Raw genomic sequence first — 15871 nt, 5'->3', positions numbered from 1 at the left:
CATTGCTATTGTCCAGCGCCGTTCCGATGGGGGTGGCCGATTTGCTCCGAAAGAGTGGCCTACTTTACTCCGAAAGGCCGGCCGGTTTGCTCCGAAAGGGTGGCCGTTTTAGTCCGAAAAACGCATTTTACTCTTAAATGCATGTCGAAATCCCGCTGTTCGTTCAATGATAGGTAAAGCTAATATGACAGAATAACATTCTGAATTTCTATATCGATAGCGCCTTTGGCACAGACTTTATTACCGCCGGAGCACTCATTGCCGGTGCCGTCAAATCCCGGGTCGTAAGTTGCCGTTTTTAATGAATTGTCCGGCACCCCTGCTTTAATCCAGCTTCTCCCAACCAATACCCCGCGGTGTCCTGGTCAGTCGTGTTCCCTCATGGCTTACAGGAACTTGCTAAGGCTGGTCTACGTCATTTCGGTCGTTTGGTTCTTGGTGATCAAGAAGTTCCCCATAGCCAGCGCGTCCAAGCCGGTGGAATAGAAGCAGCGGACCGCGTCTTCCGGAGTTTCTATTATAGGTTGGCCCTGAATATTAAAACTGGTGTTGAGTAATACTGGTGTGCCGGTTAGAGCGCCGAATTTCTCGAGGAGATCGTAGAATACCGAATTAACACCTTTACTCACGGTGTGTAGCCGCGCCGAGCCATCGACGTGGGTGATTGCCGGCAGCAGGTCACGCATCTGCGGTTTGACCGGACACACTTTGAGCATGAAGGGGCTTTCGCCGATGATATCGAAGTACTTGTCTTTAGTCTCTACTGGGACTGACGGCGCAAACGGGCGGAAAGCCTCTCGATGCTTAACTTCGGCGTTGATCTTGTCCTTCATATAAGGTGGAGTCGGATTAGCCAGAATGCTGCGATTTCCCAGGGCACGGGGACCGATTTCCATTCGTCCCTGGAACCACCCCAGTATTTTGCCGTCCGCCAGCATTCGAGCGGCTACTGACGAGATGTCATCATATCTTTTGGCGTGGAGTTTGCACTCGCTGATCAGCTTTCCGATATATTCATCAGAGTAAGCGGTACCCAAGAACGGATCGTCGTGCACAAATACGCGCGGCTGGTTTAGTATCGTATTGTAGACGTAATAGGCTGCCCCGATGGCGGTGCCGTTATCCCCCGCCGCGGGCATCACGTATATATCATCAAATCCCGCTTCCCGCAGGATACGTCCGTTCATCACACTGTTGAGTGCTATGCCTCCGGCGATAACCAGATGACGACTATCGGTTTTTTGTCTCACCACCGCGCAAAGGTTCAACGCCCGTTCCTCCAATACTCTTTGAAACGCGGCCGCGACGTTCTTATGATTGTCTTGAAACTCTTTGCCTTTCCGCGGAGGGCCGAAGGTCGCGGAGAACTTTGGTGAGCAACGCTGTTGTCCCTGGTACTGATAATAGAAATAGGACAAATCTATTTTGATAACGCCATTTGCGTCAACCTTAGCTATCCCGTCAACGATCTTTCCGAATATGTCGGGGTCGCCGAACGGCGCAAGCCCCATAGTCTTGCCCTCATCGTAATTGGGCCGAAAGCCGCAGAATTCTGTGGCTGATTCGTAGAAAGAGCCGAGCGAGTGGGGAAAGAAGCTTTCCGAAAAACAGGTGATTTGATTACCCTTGCCTTCCCCGATAAAAGACGTAGCCCATTCACCCCAGCCATCGAGGCTGATTATCGCCGCTTTCTCGTAAGGTGAAACTAAGAACGTGCCGGCGGCATGTGACAAATGATGTGGTATGAAATAAACTTTAGGACCATTCTGCGGCCATGTATAGCTATACCAGCCCCTGAATCGTGATTGCTTGCGAAGTAATGTGACGAGTTCATTTTTGATGAATGGTCGGGCTTTAGGCGCATGAGCCAGTCCATAAACAATCTTGTTTGCCCAGTTCTTGGAGGGTTTGATGGAAACTGCCACCGCGTCGATGTCTTTAGGATTGAGGCCAGCTATGGCCAGACAACGTTCGATGGCTTTCTGGGGAAAGGCGTCTGTATGCTTGTTGCGTGTAAGCCTTTCTTCCTCTATGGCTGCTACTATCTTCCCGTCCACTACGATGCATGCAGTACTGTCATGGAACGAATAGTTTAGTCCTAGTATGTTTAGCTGCTTCAATTTTATCGTTACTCCTCTTTAGCATATTTAACTAATTGCCATCTGGCAGATCAAGGCACTTGATTACATTCTTCTAACACCTAATTGTTCTTATAGATCTACCCCTCTGGTTTAGAATTACGCCGCAACTATAGTGTAGTGAATGACTATCTTGCGGGCGGTAGTTTAGAATTCCCTGTACAGTGCTATCTCTTTGTATTTAATATATCATATCCAGGCTAAGACCAGATGGTAATATTGTCAATATCAATTATCTAAATCTAGATTAAACAAACCTCCCAAATTCAAGGTAACTAAGTCTGGCCGCCGCGTAACCGGTTGACATACTTCTTTTTCCGGTATGGTTTTGGGATAAATAACTCTCGGCACCGTCTCCTCTGTAAAAAAGGTATCCTGTTTGGGGTGACGGTTAGTGGTATGCCTATGGGGATACTTTATTAAGTTTAACTGCATTTGAGTGTAACTATTTGCTTGTTGGTAGCAGTTTTTTATCCGACTTGTGATTATCGAGTTTCTTGAGGTCAGGCTTGTGAATATCGAGCATATCTAAGGCTATAATTATACTCTATGGCGGGCTATTTGTAAAAACGGTACGCGCCGGTTATCCCGCCCCTGGGCAATGATTCAAATCAAACCGCGCAGCACTGGCCTCCGTTACGTATCATTAACCGGCGCTATGTTGACAGCGATATAGCTATGGTGCTAATATGAATTGGTTTCTCTGGAACTGTCTCACCTAAATACCTAAAAAGGACACGGTGAACAGACGGTATCCTGATTACATCGGGATCGACGGTAGCGCGGGAAACGGCGCTATCTCCCTGGTTGGAAAGGAGAAAAAATGGTGCTGGTGTCTTAATTAATAGCGTGCTTCATGATGATGAGGTGCGCTATTTTTTATTTCCCCTTTAGTTTGGTTTTTTAGCTTTTATTATTAGCTTTTTATTTACCATAAAAAATCCCGGTAAACGGCCGGGGTTATAATATTTGTCTCCGGAGCTGTGGCACCTGATTCCCGGCGTCAGCGGGATATGGTGAACAGCCGGTATCCCCGGTACTTGCGGGGGTCGACGGCGGCGCGGGAAACAGTGCCGCCTCCCAGGTAGGAAAGGAGCAAAATGGCTGCGTTCCCGTATGAAATGGTGCGTCTTTTGAGGCCCGGCGCTGCATTTTTATACTTTTTTAAGAATTCACGGATTTTCATTATTTTTTCCTCCTTTTTGAGACAGCGCGGGACTGGCGGTATCAACCACTACTGCCGGGCCCGCGCCCCCTCACCTGAGGTAAGCTCCGCATGATACCCGCCGGCATGATTACCGAGTTAATCCGCTGGGGGACGGATTTATCCACCGAGGCTGGCCGGCTGGGTCATCAAAGAGACCTTGTCTTATCTTCACCGCTGGTTTTGGCCTGGGATGGTACGGCGGCCAGAATCGGTATTCAGGAGGTGGTTGCCCGTACTGTTGGTATGGAGCGGTCCGGCCTGGGGCATGTCTCCCTGGTTTCCGGCTGGAGAAAAAACCGGCTGCCCCTGCCTTTTTATCAATACGTTGACGGCGTTAGAAAAAACACCGGACTCGCTATTTCGGTGGATTTCGGCGCTATAAATATGCCGGAAATGGTCATTCTAAAAGAAATCGGCGTGAGCAGCGTCTGCTGCGCCTTGCCGGCCAAAGACGCTCGGGTGCTTTTAGAGGTCCCGCCGCGGCCGGTCTATCAGGACCGGCTCCGCACTTTGCGGGAAGCCGGAGAGCTTGGGCTAAAAACCGGCGTCAGTCTGACCATCGGCATCGGGGAGTCTTTTAAGGACATCGATGCCGCTGTCAGAATTGTGGAAAAGCTGGGGATTGACTCCCTGTCCGTTTCCGGTGTCTGGCCCGCCACGCTGACGGCCGCCCAGCAGCGGTATCAGGTCGACCTTATCGGGCGGATTGCCGCGGCCGCCAGGCTCTGCTTGCCGGATGGAATGGATATCGCCGTATCCACCGCCGCCACCGCCCCGGACCCCTTGTTTTTTATGGAATGCGGCGCCAATGTCTTCACCGTTGCGCCGGAACACGCGGCCTCGCCCAACGGCTTGGTCAAGCATTTGCGGGCCATGTGGCAAAACGGCCTGGCAGCCTGAATTTTATCGATTTTATTGATTACAGGAGGAATAAAACATGCAGCAATATAAAATGTGGATAAACGGTAAATGGGTGGGGGCGGAATCCGGGCGGACCTACCCGGTGGTCAACCCGGCCAATGAAGAAGTAATCGCGGAGGTGCCGCTGGGGGATAGGGCAGATGTGGATAAAGCCGTCGCGGCGGCGAGACGCGCTTTCCCCGTGTGGTCTCAGAAGACCCAGGCGGAGCGTTCCCGCATCGTCAGCCGCATTGCCGCGGCGCTGGGGGAGCGACTTGAGGAAGTTGCCCGAATTGAGATGCTCGACCACGGTGCCCCCATTAACGCGGCGCGCGGTATGCACGTCGGTGGCTCGGTGGAAAACCTGGAGTACGCGGCCCAGGTCAGCCGGGTGCTTATGGGCAGCGCCGTGCCCGTTAACCCCGCCGCCTTGACCTACATCCAGCGGGAGCCGGTGGGCGTCTGCGCCCTGATTACCCCGTGGAATTTCCCGCTGCTGATGGTCGCCTGGAAGCTGGGCTTTGCCCTGGCCGCCGGCAATACCTGTGTCATCAAGCCGCCCAGCATAGATTCCCTTTCCACCCTTAAGCTGGCCGAGGTGCTGGAGAGCGTTGATTTGCCCCCCGGCACGGTCAACGTTATCACCGGCCCCGGCGGCACGGTGGGTGAAGCTCTGGCCTCGCACCCCGGCGTGGACAAGATAGCCTTCACCGGCAGCTGCGATACCGGCAAGGATATCATGGCCTGCGCCAGCCGTTCCGTCAAGCGCGTCGGGCTGGAGCTGGGCGGAAAAAACCCGTTCATCGTGCTGCCGGACGCTGATATTGACGCCGCCGTCGAGGGGGGCGTCTTTGCTTCGTTCTGCAACAGCGGCATGATTTGCGCCTCGCCGGGCCGTTATTACGTCCATGAAAGTATCCATGATGAGTTCGTGGAGAAATTCGTGGCGGCGGCGGGTAAAATCGTCGTCGGCGACCCCGCCAGTGAAAAGACCCAGATGGGGCCTTTAGTCAGCGCCGAACACCGGGATAAGGTGGAGGGGTATATCAGGTCCGGCGTCGCGGAAGGCGCCAAGCTGGTGCTGGGCGGCAAAAGGCCGGCCGCCCCGCCCCTGAACAAGGGTTACTTCGTCATGCCCGCCGTCTTTACCGGGGTTACCCAGGACATGACCATCGCCCGCGAGGAAATCTTCGGACCGGTGGTATGCATTATGAAATACCTGAGCGAGGACCGGGTGGTGGCGCTGGCTAACGATAATACCTTCGGGCTGTGCGCCTCGGTGTGGACGCGGGATATGCCCAAAGGCATCCGGATGGCAAATGAAATACGCGCCGGCTGGGTCTGGATTAACGAGCACCTGATGCTTGCGCCGGGCCTGCCCTGGGGCGGCTATAAAGAGAGCGGCATCGGCAAGGACGGCTCCATCCATACCCTGGACGAGTATACCGAGCTTAAGGTCATTTACGCGGATTTAACCGGTGCGACGCACAAACCCTGGCACGTTTTATAAGGTAACAAATATCTTCGCTGTCAGGTTGTGCTGCCTGGCCGACCTGTAAAAACGAAGCCCCTTCCCCGTAATAGGGAGGGGGCTTCGTCTTTGTTCGCTGCTTGGCTACTCGATTACATACCCTTGAGCGACGTGTAAATCCCGCCGGTGCCGCCGTAGAGTTTCAGCCCGTAGCGTTCGTAGATGGGCAGGGCTTCCTCGTAGAGGTACATCATCCGGGATACGGACGGCGGTGCGAAGTCCTCGTAGGCCGCTTTGCGCATTGGCGTGTGCGGCACGATGGAGCAGACCACGCCCAGGGACGCGCACATCTCCACGCCCTTGAGGATGGAGTCGTCGGACTCGCCCAGCCCGGTGATGGCCATGGTATAGACCTCGTTGTGGTCGAAGATTTCCGTGCATTTCTTCCAGACTTTCTGGTAGGTCTCGATGGAGTTCTTGCCCTTGAGCGGCATGATATCTTCCCGCAGGTTCACGTCGAAGCACTCGATGTTGCAAAGCACGGTGGTGGCGCCGGCCGCTTTGCCTTCCTGCAAGAGCGTTTCCAGCATGGCCCAGTCCGTCACCGGCTCGAAGTTGAGCGTCATGGTGACTTTCGCCTTCTGGTTGATGAGTTTCGCCGTGGCCACTAAATCTTCCAGGCCCTTGCCCGTCGTGAGCTTGGTGCCGGTGCTCAGGGTGACATGTTTGGCCATGCCCTCTTTGTAGGCGGCTGCCGCCACCTCGGCTACATGCCGGGGGGACTTGTCGGTATAGCCCGCCCACCAGCTTTCCACAGCGCAGAATTTGCAGCCTTTTCCGAGCTGCTGGTAGCCGCAGCGCTGGTTCAGTACCGAGCGCAGGTGGTCCGGCTCGCCGATGACCGCGATATCGGACATCTTGACGCCGTCGCTGGTGACGCTGTTATAAAACTCCGGCCGCGGCAGCATGACGACTTCCGTGTATTTCTCGTCGTTCCGCCATACCTCGAACTCGCCGTCCGCCGCTTTCACCAGGTGGAAGGGGGAGTGCTCGGCGAATTTGCCGTTGATGATGAGCACCGTGGTCAGGTGGCCGTCCACCGGGGATTTCAGGCAGAACACGAACCGCCCGTTCTTGATGGCCGGGGCGTTCCATTCCCGCTCCAGTTCGTCCTGCAGCTCCGGTGACACCAGCACCCCGTGGGTCTGCAAATCCGTCTTGATTCTCCCCAGTACGCCTACTTCCGTGGTATACGTTCTTAAACTTACCATTTCTAATCCTCCTAAGATTATTAATTGATAAAAGGCTTTCTATGCCCCGAATCTGGTAACGTCTTTAATGGCGCTGAAGCCGCCGCCCCGCACGCAACCCGCTGTGCAGGCGCACATGTCCAGCCCGTACTTTTTATGGATAGCCGCCGCTTTTTCATAGAGGTTAAGCATTCTATCGGCGGAAGGCGGGATAAAATCCTCGTAAGCGGCGCCGGCGGCCGGACTGTGCGGCACCAGGAAGGTCATTACCCCGTTCCCGGCCGCCATTTCCACCCCCTTGATGATTGACGCGTCGCCCTCGCCGATGCCCACCACCACCGTGGTGGATACCTCGTTATTGCCGAATATTTCCCGGCATATCTTCCAGTTTTCTATATACTCGCTGACGGGTATCCTGCCCTTGGCCGGCATGATTTCCTCCCGCCGCTTTTCGTCGAATACCTCGATATTTATCGAAACGGTGGTGACGCCCGCTTTTTTCGCCTCGCTCAGTAACGACCGCAATAGGGCGTGGTCGGTCACCGGCTCGAATTCCAGCATGATGGGCACGTCCGCCTGCGCGTGAATCAGCTGCGCCGTCTTCACCAGGCTGGCCAGCCCTTTGTCCGGCGTATCGGACGTGGCCGTGGTCAGGGAAATATGCTTTACCGCTCCCTCCCTGTACCCCGCGATGGCCGTTTCCGCCACCTGCTCCGGCTGCTTGGTGGGCATGGCGTTCCACCAGTACTGCACCGCGCAGAACTTGCACGCCTGCCCGGTCTGCTGGTAGTAGCAGCTCTGGCTGACCACGGAGCGCAAATGCCCCGGCCCCACGATGACCGCCACCTTGCTCATAGGGCTGCCGCCGCTGGTCTTCAAATCATAAAACTTCGGGCGGGGCAGGGGTATAACGTCCGCGTATTTTTCATTATCTTTCAGTACTTCAAATTTGCCCGGCTCTTTTTCCGTTAAAGAATATGGAGACTTGCCGCCCCGTTTCCCGTTCACGATGAATACCGGCAGCATCTCTCCGCTGCCGTCCGGGGACGCCAAACACAGCACCAGCCGCCCGGTGCTTACCGCCGGGGCGTTATAGCCCGCCTCCAGCGCCGCGGCTGTTTCCGGCGCAATGCGCAGCCCCTTTTCCTGGAGCCCCGCCTTTATCCCCGCCACCGAATCGTTTTTCTTCAACAGTTTTTCCTTAACGGTGTTTCCACGCATAAATCGAATTTTATGAAGTCCAGCCCCACCCGGTAGTCCAGGCCGGACTTATGGATAATCTCTTGCACCTCCGGCAGGGTGTAGCTTGACATAATGGCTTTGGGCCAGTTGTCCCGGTGGCGCTTGTTCATGAACAGCGATAGCCCCCGGATAAACACCTCCCAGAAAGGGTTGCCGTAGACCCGCCGGTTGTCCCGGATAATTACCGCCCCGCCCTCTTTCACCACCCGCCGCGCCTCGGCAAACACCTGCTCCGGGTTGGCCCAGTGGTGCAGTGACGCGTAGCTGACCACTAAATCGAACGACTTGTCCGGGAAGGGCAGGGCCGCGCCGTTGCCTTTGATAAACGTAATCTTGCCGTTCATCCCCGCGGCTTTGGCGTTCTCCTTGGCGCGCGCCAGCATGTCCTGGGAAACGTCCAGCCCGGTGATTTCATATTCATTCCCTTTTGTTTTCGCCAGCTCGATGGCCAGCCGCCCGCTGCCGGTGCCTATGTCCAGTACCTTCCCCGCCCTTATGCCCCGCCGCCGCACCTTGTGCGCGAAGTACTTGTACTCCGGCAGCATGTAGAGCCGGGCGCCCTTGTCGTACTGTTTCACGGCGGCCGTGCCTTTAATGGCTTCGTGGTTTAGTGGTACGCGTTTTAAAATCTTCATTTTCTAATGATAAACGATAATGCTTAATATTATCGCCGCCGATATTACCATGCGGTATAAAGCCAGCGTGCTCCAGGCGCGGTGCACCTGCTTCGTGTCCGGCGCGGCGCTGGCCAACGCCCTGCAGCGGTACAGCGTGTACAGCCCGAAGGCCGCCGCCGGTACTATATACAGCCAGCTTATGCTGGTCAGCAGTGGCAGCAGCACGCTCATGATGAACAGTAGCCCCGCCAGCCCCAGCGTCATTCGCGCCGCCGCCCGCGGCGAGGGTTTGCTGAAGAACGCCGGCGTGGCGATGACCGCCTTGCCTTGTTTGTCATACCGTATATTCAGCAGGTAATGCGCCATGATGTGGCCGGATTGCCATACCGCCCCCAGCAGGTATAAGTACCAGGGCAGCGCCGTGGTGAATACCGTTTCCGGGGCCAGGCACGCCCAGCCGCAGAGAAATATCAGCCCCTCTATAGGGGGCAGGGAAAGGTAGCCTATTTTATCCCGCAGGTGCGTGGAATACAATGAGCCCAGCACCTCCGCCCCCAGCAGGATAAAGAAAGCGGTGGGATTGAAGTAAATCCAGCACAGCGCCAGGGCGGCTGCGTAAGAGGCCAGCGCAATACCCAGTGCCGCCCCCGCCTTTACCCGCCCGCTGGGGATGCCGCGGGAAGGCCATAGCGTTTTGTCCCTCTCCCGGTCCGCCCAGCGGTTGAAAATATTGACTCCGGCCGCCGCCAGTGCCCCGGTGAAAAAACCCGCCAGGCATAAGCCCCAGGACGGCAGCCCCCGGATGCTTAAAACGGCCGCGCTGGCGGCATTGAGCGGCGTTAAAAGCAGGAATAAAGGGCGCGCCAGCGTCAGATGTCCCGCCAGTTTTTCCCTGGCGCTGTATCTATCGCGGATAAGTAAATCGGAGCCGAAATTGGCGTGAACGACTTTACTCAGATTCATTAGCTTAAGCTCCAGCCGGCTGGCGCTGTTTCCCCGTTAATCTACTTGTCGCCTTCCGTGCGTTCGCTGTCCAGCGGGAACAGCGCCTTATAGCGGGATTTCGGCATTTTGCCGGTGAGGATAACGGTATTGATGGGGAAAAGGTCGGGCGAAAGGTGGGCGTAGTAAATATGCACGCTTAAGACGAACCAGGCCAGGAACAGCGCCACGCTGCGGTGAATTACCGCCGCAATGGCTATCCCCAGTCCGCCGATGATGTGCTGGGAGACGGTGGTATAGTGCATGGCCAGCCCGGTCACCGAAAGGGTGGGTATGCCGAAAAGGATGATGAAGAAGTCTATCTTCTGCCCGAAGGTAAAGCGGTCGTAGTCCGGCTCCTCTTTCTCGAAGCCGAAGATGTAGAGGTTCATGTGAATCATATCCACGATGTCTTTCCACCCGGGCAGCATGGCGCGCATCTTCTCTTTTTTAATGAAGAACTTGTAGGCCAGGTAGAAGAGGAAATAGAACACCGTAAAATCAACTACATACGCGAAGTAGTGGTGGAAATGCCGCTTGTCCGCCAGGCTCCCCCAGATGTTGTTGAGGAAATTGCTCCCCGCCCCCCAGTCCGGGAAGGCCTGGAGCAGCCCTATAATGCCCGCCAGGGTGACGAATATCATTATCAGGTAGTGCTGAATCTTGAAATGCCCGTTGAAGCGGGTTACCTGCTCATCGCCGGGCTTGCCTTCGGGCAGGTGATGCGGCTGACGGCCTTGGTTGATGCGCCAGCGGATAAGCTCGCCGATAATGGTGACCAGCATGAATAGTATCGCCGCCGCCGTGACGATGTAGAATATCCAGCGGATTGCCGTCACCGCCGTGTAGGAAACGTATTGCTGTAGATAGGCCACGTGCGGCGCGTCCCCGTAGTATATATAGCCTTTGGGGTCGAGCGTGGGAAAAAGGTACACCAGGAACGCTATGAACGCGGCCAGTATCCCCAGTTCAACCAGCATCACGAAAGGAAACTTTAAGTTTTTCATGGCTCTCACATCCTTTAATATCGTGCTGTAGCTAGTTTATTATTTTTTTACCACGCTTACTCTTTTTTAACCCAGGCGGTAGAGAATCCCGTAGCCTCCCTGGGGATAGTCCCAGGTCAGCGACCCCTGGTCGCACACGATGCGGCAGGTGCCGCATTCCAGGCAGCCCTCCCAGGAAAGCACCACGTCCTCGCCGTTGATGGTATAGTTTTCCACCGGGCAGACGTATGTGCAGGCCTTGTGCGGGCATTTCCGGCAGATTTCCGGCTTTATCTGGAGGTGTGCCTGCTTGTCCACGTGGAACAGGTCCAGTGCCAGTTTATCGTCTATTTTCATAGGAAAGACAGCCCTCCCTTCAGGCATCTCCAGCAGAAGCCGAGCAGCGGGAATCTTGACTTGGTCGCTTTGCCCAGGTTTTTGCGGAAATCCTTAATCATCTGCCATTCCTGGCTCCGCTTGGGCGTCTCTTTTACCGCGAAGTAGTCCACGGCCGCCTGGGTGATAACGTCGAAGTAGGGGCCGAAGAACTCCGGGTTCTTTTCCGCGAAGTGGTTCATCTTGCGGTAGCGCTTGAGGTCTTTCATCACGAAGCTTTTTTCCAGCAGTTTCTGGTAGTAGGCCAGCGACTTCGCGGAGTAGTCGTTCAGCCCGCGTGCGTGGAGGATGGCTTTGGCCGCCGCTTCCCCGGACGCCATGGCGAAGTTGGTCCCCTCGTAATGGAGGGACGCGTTTAAAAAGCGGGCGGCGTCCCCGGCTATTACCAGCCCGTCGGTGAAGTACCTGGGTGTATCGTCGTAGCCGCCGTCGGGGGCCAGGTGCGCCTGGTACTCTACCGTTTTGCCGCCCTTGATATAGTTCTTCACGAAGGGGTGCGCCTTGAACTGCTCGAAGAGCTCGGTCGACTTTCTTTTGCTTTTTATCAGCGGGTCCAGGGCCAGCCAGGTGACCAGGGAAACGCTTTCCTGGTTGGTGTAGATATTGCCGCCTCCCCAGATGCCCTTGGTGGCGTCCCCCGCCATGTATTTTATCTCCACGCCCTCGTCCCCGCTGATGCCGAACCGGTCTTCGATGACATTCCGCGGCAGCTCGATGATTTCCTTCATCCCCAGTGATACCTGCCGCGGTACGTAGCTTTTTCTCAAACCGGCCTTTTCCGCCAGTATGGAGTTTACCCCGTCCGCCAGGATTACGGTATCGGCGTAAAGCTCGCCTTCCTCCCCCCGCACCTTCACCCCCGCCACTTTGCCGTTCACCCGGAGCAGGTCGTCCACCTGGGTGTTCAGCAGCAGCATTGCGCCGGCCTCCTCCGCCTTGGAGGCGTACCATTTATCGAAGGCCGCGCGTGATACGGTGAAGCTGTTGTTGTAGGGCGGCTGGTTATGCTCTTCGCTCTCCACGCCGATGGATACCGCGTTCTGCGGCGATACCAGGTAAATCTTGATGCCCTTGATATGCCGCTCCACCGGCGCCTCTTCCCAGAAGTTGGGAACAAGCCGGTTCAGCACCGTGGTGTACAGTATCCCCCCGAAGACGTTCTTGCTGCCCGGACTGGAGCTGCGCTCCAGCAGCAGGACGTTCAGCCCGGCTTTGGCCAGGACCAGCGCCGCCGTGGTGCCGGCCGGCCCGGCGCCGACGATTATAGTATCGAATTTGTTTTCGCTGTTTTCGTTATCCATCGTAGTTATTATCCGGATATGGATAATCTCTTTTCTTAAATTTTGTGTCCCGCCTCCGCGCCGGCTCTGGTGGCGTCTACCATCAGGTCCGGTTCCGGTTTGAAACAGCTCCCGACGGTATATACTTCGGAGACGATGCCCTTCAGCTTGTCGGCCATGTCCAGGTTCTGTTTGAGGAACAGGGACGGCATGACCGTGTCTGCCTCGAGTTGTATTTTCTGGCCTTCTTTGGTGGTGATAACCAGGCCTTTCTCGTTGATTTCTTCGTACTTGACGCCGCCGTAGAGCTTGACGCCCTTCCGCTCGTACCAGGGCAGCAGCCGCAGCTTGTCGTCAACCGTCATGCCCTCGGCGAAGTTTTCCGTGGTATGGCAGATAGTGACCTGGCGGCCTTTCTTGGTCAGCCACTCGGCTATTTCACAGCCGTGGTGTTCGCCGCCCATGACGATGACGCGTTTGCCCACGCCGGGCATCATGATGCCCGCGCCCCAGTCGGACATCTTGGGGCCGAGAATCATCAGGAGCTTGTCCAGCTTGGTGAGGTCCATCACGTTCTTCCGGTTGATGCCGGGCAGGTTCGGGAACATGACGACCGTCCCGCCCAGGGCGAGCACGACCGTGTCCGGCTTCTTTTCTTTAATGAAGTCCACATCCACCGTCTTGTTCACCTTTATGGTTACGCCCTCTTTTTTCAGCTGGCGTTTGTACCAGGCCAGCAGGTCGAGTAAAACATCGGTTTCCAGGTCCTTGACCAGGGCGGCGATGGGTACCAGCCCGCCGAGTTTCAGACTCTTTTCGTACAGGGTCACGCTATGGCCGCGCTGCGCGGCGGTAAGGGCCGCCTGCATGCCGGAAAGGCCGCCTCCCACCACCATGACATTCTTCTTCTTGGCGGCCGGTTTTATCACGTATTGCCGCTCCTTGCCCAGGTCCGGGTTGACCCGGCATTCGATGCACTCGTTGCGGTTGCGCACGTCCATGCAGTGCAGACAGCCGCAGCAGGGCCTTATATCTTCCATCCGGTCGTTGATGACTTTATTCGGCAGCTCGTGGTCGGCCAGCAGGCGGCGCACCATGGGCACGAAGTCCAGCTTGCCCTCCCGCAGGAATTTCTCGCCGAGCGGGGCATCGAGACGCCCGGCCGCCCAGGCCGGTACGGTTACCACCTTTTTTACGGCTACCACCAGCGGCCAGGTAGCCCCGTGTCCCTTCCTGCTCCAGTCCAGGTCGCCCAGGTCGGTTTTCAGCCACGGCGGCGCTTCGGGGTAAAGTAGTCTATCGGGTTGCAGCAGGCCTTCGCGGTGGCCGTAGATGTGCGCCCGGCACTGTATGGCGTCGGCGCCGGCATCCTGCATGATTTTCGCCAGCCCCACGCCTTCTTCCATCGTGGTGGCCTTGGGGTGATTGTATTCCCGGATATTGATCAGGCAGGTAACCGTGAAGTCCGGCCCGCAGCGTTGCTTCACGCCCTGGATGATATCCGTCATATAGCGGGCGCGGTTTTCCAGGCTCTGCGGCCCGTACTCGTCCTCGCGCTTGTTCCAGATGCGGGAAAGGAAGGTATTAATCTGGTGGCAGGTGCCGCCGTTGATTTCCACGCCGTCGAACCCGGCTTTCCAGGCCCGCACCGCCGCTTTTATCCACGTTTCCTCGGCTTCTTTCATCTCTTCGTGGGTCATGGCGCGGCAAATCTCGAAGTCCGGCCCCGGCAGCTCTTCCCGCGTCATGGCGGAAGCCGCTTTGGTGTCGCGCTTCGGGAGCAGGCCGGTGGGATTCCACGGCCCGGCGTGCTGGAACTGCACCATTATCGGGCAGCCCTGCGCGTGCACGGCCTTGGCCAGCTCGGCATAGCTCGGGATATACTTGTCGTCGCTGAGGCGGAACTGGGCGTCCACGTGCTGGCAGGCCAGCGGGAACTCCACACCGCAGGACTCCACTATCAAAAGTCCGATGCCGCCCTTGGCCAGTGCTTCATAATAAGCAATTGCCCTGTCGCCCACGAAGCCGTCCCGCTCAATGAAGGACGTCCCGTTAGCGGTCTTGATAAAACGGTTCTTGGTTTTTATCTTCCCTATCTGTCCCGGTGCCAGCAGATGGGGAAATCTGGTGTTTGCTGCCATTTGTTTCCTCCTGTATTTGTTGGATTAGCTATAATAATCCGCTATCGGATATTCCGTTCCTTAAATAGTTACGACTTCAAAAATTCATCCACCTGGCGCATAGCCGGCTGGAGTACCGCCAGTGTGTTTTTCAGCCCCGCCTGCTCCTCCGGCTCCAGCTCCAGTTCCTGGATTTCATAAATGCCGCCGCTGCTCAGCACCATCGGCACGTCCATGCTCAGGTTATGCTGGCCGTATTCCCCGTCCAGCACTGCCGAGCAGGGGAATGTTTCATGGGTATTTTCCACGATGGCCTCGACCACCCTGGCCGCCCCCACGCCGGAGGTTATGCCGGCAGTGCGTCCGGTCTTTAGCTCTTCATAGCGGCGCAGGATATTGGGGATTTCCGCGCGTATCTTCTGCCGCGTGGCGCTGTCGATGTTGACCGGGTTGCCGTTGACCTTTACCGAGCTCCAGACGAGTACCTGGCTTTCGCCGTGCTCGCCTATGACAAAGGCTTCGACGGCGTCCGCTGACTGGCCGAGCTCCTGGGCCAGCATCATGCGGAAGCGGATGGAATCATTGGTGGAGTAGCCGATTACCTTGTGCCGGTCGAAGCCGGTGAAGCGGTACATGGCGTAGTTGAGGGGGTCGACGGGATTGGTGGCGGTGAGGACGATGGCCCCGGGGGCGTACTTTTTAATATCGTTGGCGATGTCCCGGATAATGGGCAGGTTCTTGGGGAGCATTTCCATGCGGGAGGCGATTACGCCCTGCGCCGCGCCCGCGGTGACGATGACGATGTTGGAGTCTTTGATTTCAGGAAAGTCCCCGGCGCGCATGACCACGCCGTTATCCGCTACCGCGGTGCCGGCGTCCATGGCCATATGTATTACCAGGTTTTGCTTGTAGGGGTCTACCAGCACTATTTCATCGGCCAGCCCCTGCAGTGCCAGGACTATGGCCACGTTGGACCCCACATACCCCGCTGCCCCGATTACGCTTATTTTCATGGAATTAATCTCCTCCTTGGTGATGAATAAAGAACACGCTAAAATGCAGGAATAGTATGCTTTACCTGCGAAATACTCCTGTTTGCCGGCGGGATTATAATGATTTCAATTCTATTAATAACACAAGCGGCCCAATTTTACAATAAAAAAGATTTGATAGAAGTATCAATATATCTGTTTTTAAAGCTGGCGCCGGGCATTCGCCGGTATTTGCCCCCCGCGCCGCCGATGGCGTAAAATCAGGCATTATGCTGGATTGCCGGTAAATTG

Annotated in this window: 12 protein-coding genes and 1 riboswitch; of the genes, 2 read left to right on the top strand and 10 right to left on the bottom strand. The window is 56.2% G+C overall.

What is annotated here, in order from left to right; translation table 11 throughout:
- Positions 1-410 precede the first annotated feature (410 nt).
- Positions 411-2120 (bottom strand): carbamoyltransferase N-terminal domain-containing protein, encoded by a 1710-nt coding sequence (locus WC370_08115; GenBank protein MFA5309429.1) that lies wholly within the window; start codon positions 2118-2120, stop codon positions 411-413.
- Between the two features lie 979 nt (positions 2121-3099).
- A riboswitch (molybdenum cofactor riboswitch) is annotated at positions 3100-3251 on the top strand.
- A 163-nt stretch (positions 3252-3414) separates the two neighbouring features.
- Here WC370_08115 and WC370_08110 point away from each other — a divergent pair.
- Positions 3415-4245, top strand: coding sequence for a hypothetical protein (locus tag WC370_08110; protein ID MFA5309428.1), 831 nt, complete (start codon positions 3415-3417; stop codon positions 4243-4245).
- 37 nt (positions 4246-4282) lie between these two features.
- A complete protein-coding gene (locus WC370_08105) occupies positions 4283-5755 on the top strand; it encodes an aldehyde dehydrogenase family protein (protein MFA5309427.1) in 1473 nt (490 codons plus the stop codon).
- A gap of 113 nt (positions 5756-5868) precedes the next feature.
- On the opposite strand, the gene WC370_08100 is transcribed toward WC370_08105, so the two are convergent.
- The 9 genes from WC370_08100 to WC370_08060 form a co-directional block, all read right to left on the bottom strand.
- The gene (locus WC370_08100; protein MFA5309426.1) at positions 5869-6987 is read right to left on the bottom strand and encodes a radical SAM protein; all 1119 of its coding nucleotides are present in this window, start codon (positions 6985-6987) and stop codon (positions 5869-5871) included.
- Between the two features lie 39 nt (positions 6988-7026).
- Entirely contained in the window at positions 7027-8157 is a 1131-nt protein-coding gene (locus tag WC370_08095) for a radical SAM protein (protein ID MFA5309425.1), read from the bottom strand.
- Positions 8154-8843 (bottom strand): methyltransferase domain-containing protein, encoded by a 690-nt coding sequence (locus WC370_08090; GenBank protein MFA5309424.1) that lies wholly within the window; start codon positions 8841-8843, stop codon positions 8154-8156. The genes WC370_08095 and WC370_08090 overlap by 4 nt, the downstream gene beginning before the upstream one ends.
- A gap of 3 nt (positions 8844-8846) precedes the next feature.
- Complete coding sequence (locus WC370_08085) at positions 8847-9788, bottom strand: UbiA prenyltransferase family protein (protein ID MFA5309423.1); 942 nt, start codon at positions 9786-9788, stop codon at positions 8847-8849.
- A gap of 41 nt (positions 9789-9829) precedes the next feature.
- On the bottom strand, positions 9830-10813 hold the full coding sequence (locus WC370_08080) for a cytochrome b/b6 domain-containing protein (GenBank protein ID MFA5309422.1): 984 nt from the start codon (positions 10811-10813) through the stop codon (positions 9830-9832).
- Positions 10814-10879: 66 nt separating this feature from the next.
- Positions 10880-11149: a hypothetical protein gene (locus tag WC370_08075; GenBank protein MFA5309421.1), complete on the bottom strand. Its 270-nt coding sequence runs from the start codon at positions 11147-11149 to the stop codon at positions 10880-10882.
- The gene (locus WC370_08070; GenBank protein MFA5309420.1) at positions 11146-12489 is read right to left on the bottom strand and encodes an FAD-dependent oxidoreductase; all 1344 of its coding nucleotides are present in this window, start codon (positions 12487-12489) and stop codon (positions 11146-11148) included. The genes WC370_08075 and WC370_08070 overlap by 4 nt, the downstream gene beginning before the upstream one ends.
- A 35-nt stretch (positions 12490-12524) precedes the next feature.
- Positions 12525-14609, bottom strand: a complete 2085-nt coding sequence (locus WC370_08065) for an FAD-dependent oxidoreductase (GenBank protein MFA5309419.1) — start codon at positions 14607-14609, stop codon at positions 12525-12527.
- 68 nt (positions 14610-14677) lie between these two features.
- A complete protein-coding gene (locus WC370_08060) occupies positions 14678-15601 on the bottom strand; it encodes a hypothetical protein (protein ID MFA5309418.1) in 924 nt (307 codons plus the stop codon).
- Between the last annotated feature and the right edge of the window lie 270 nt (positions 15602-15871).

Source organism: Dehalococcoidales bacterium (assembly GCA_041652735.1).
Classification (GTDB): Bacteria; Chloroflexota; Dehalococcoidia; order Dehalococcoidales; family RBG-16-60-22; genus RBG-13-51-18.
This window is presented reverse-complemented; position numbering and strand designations above follow the sequence as displayed.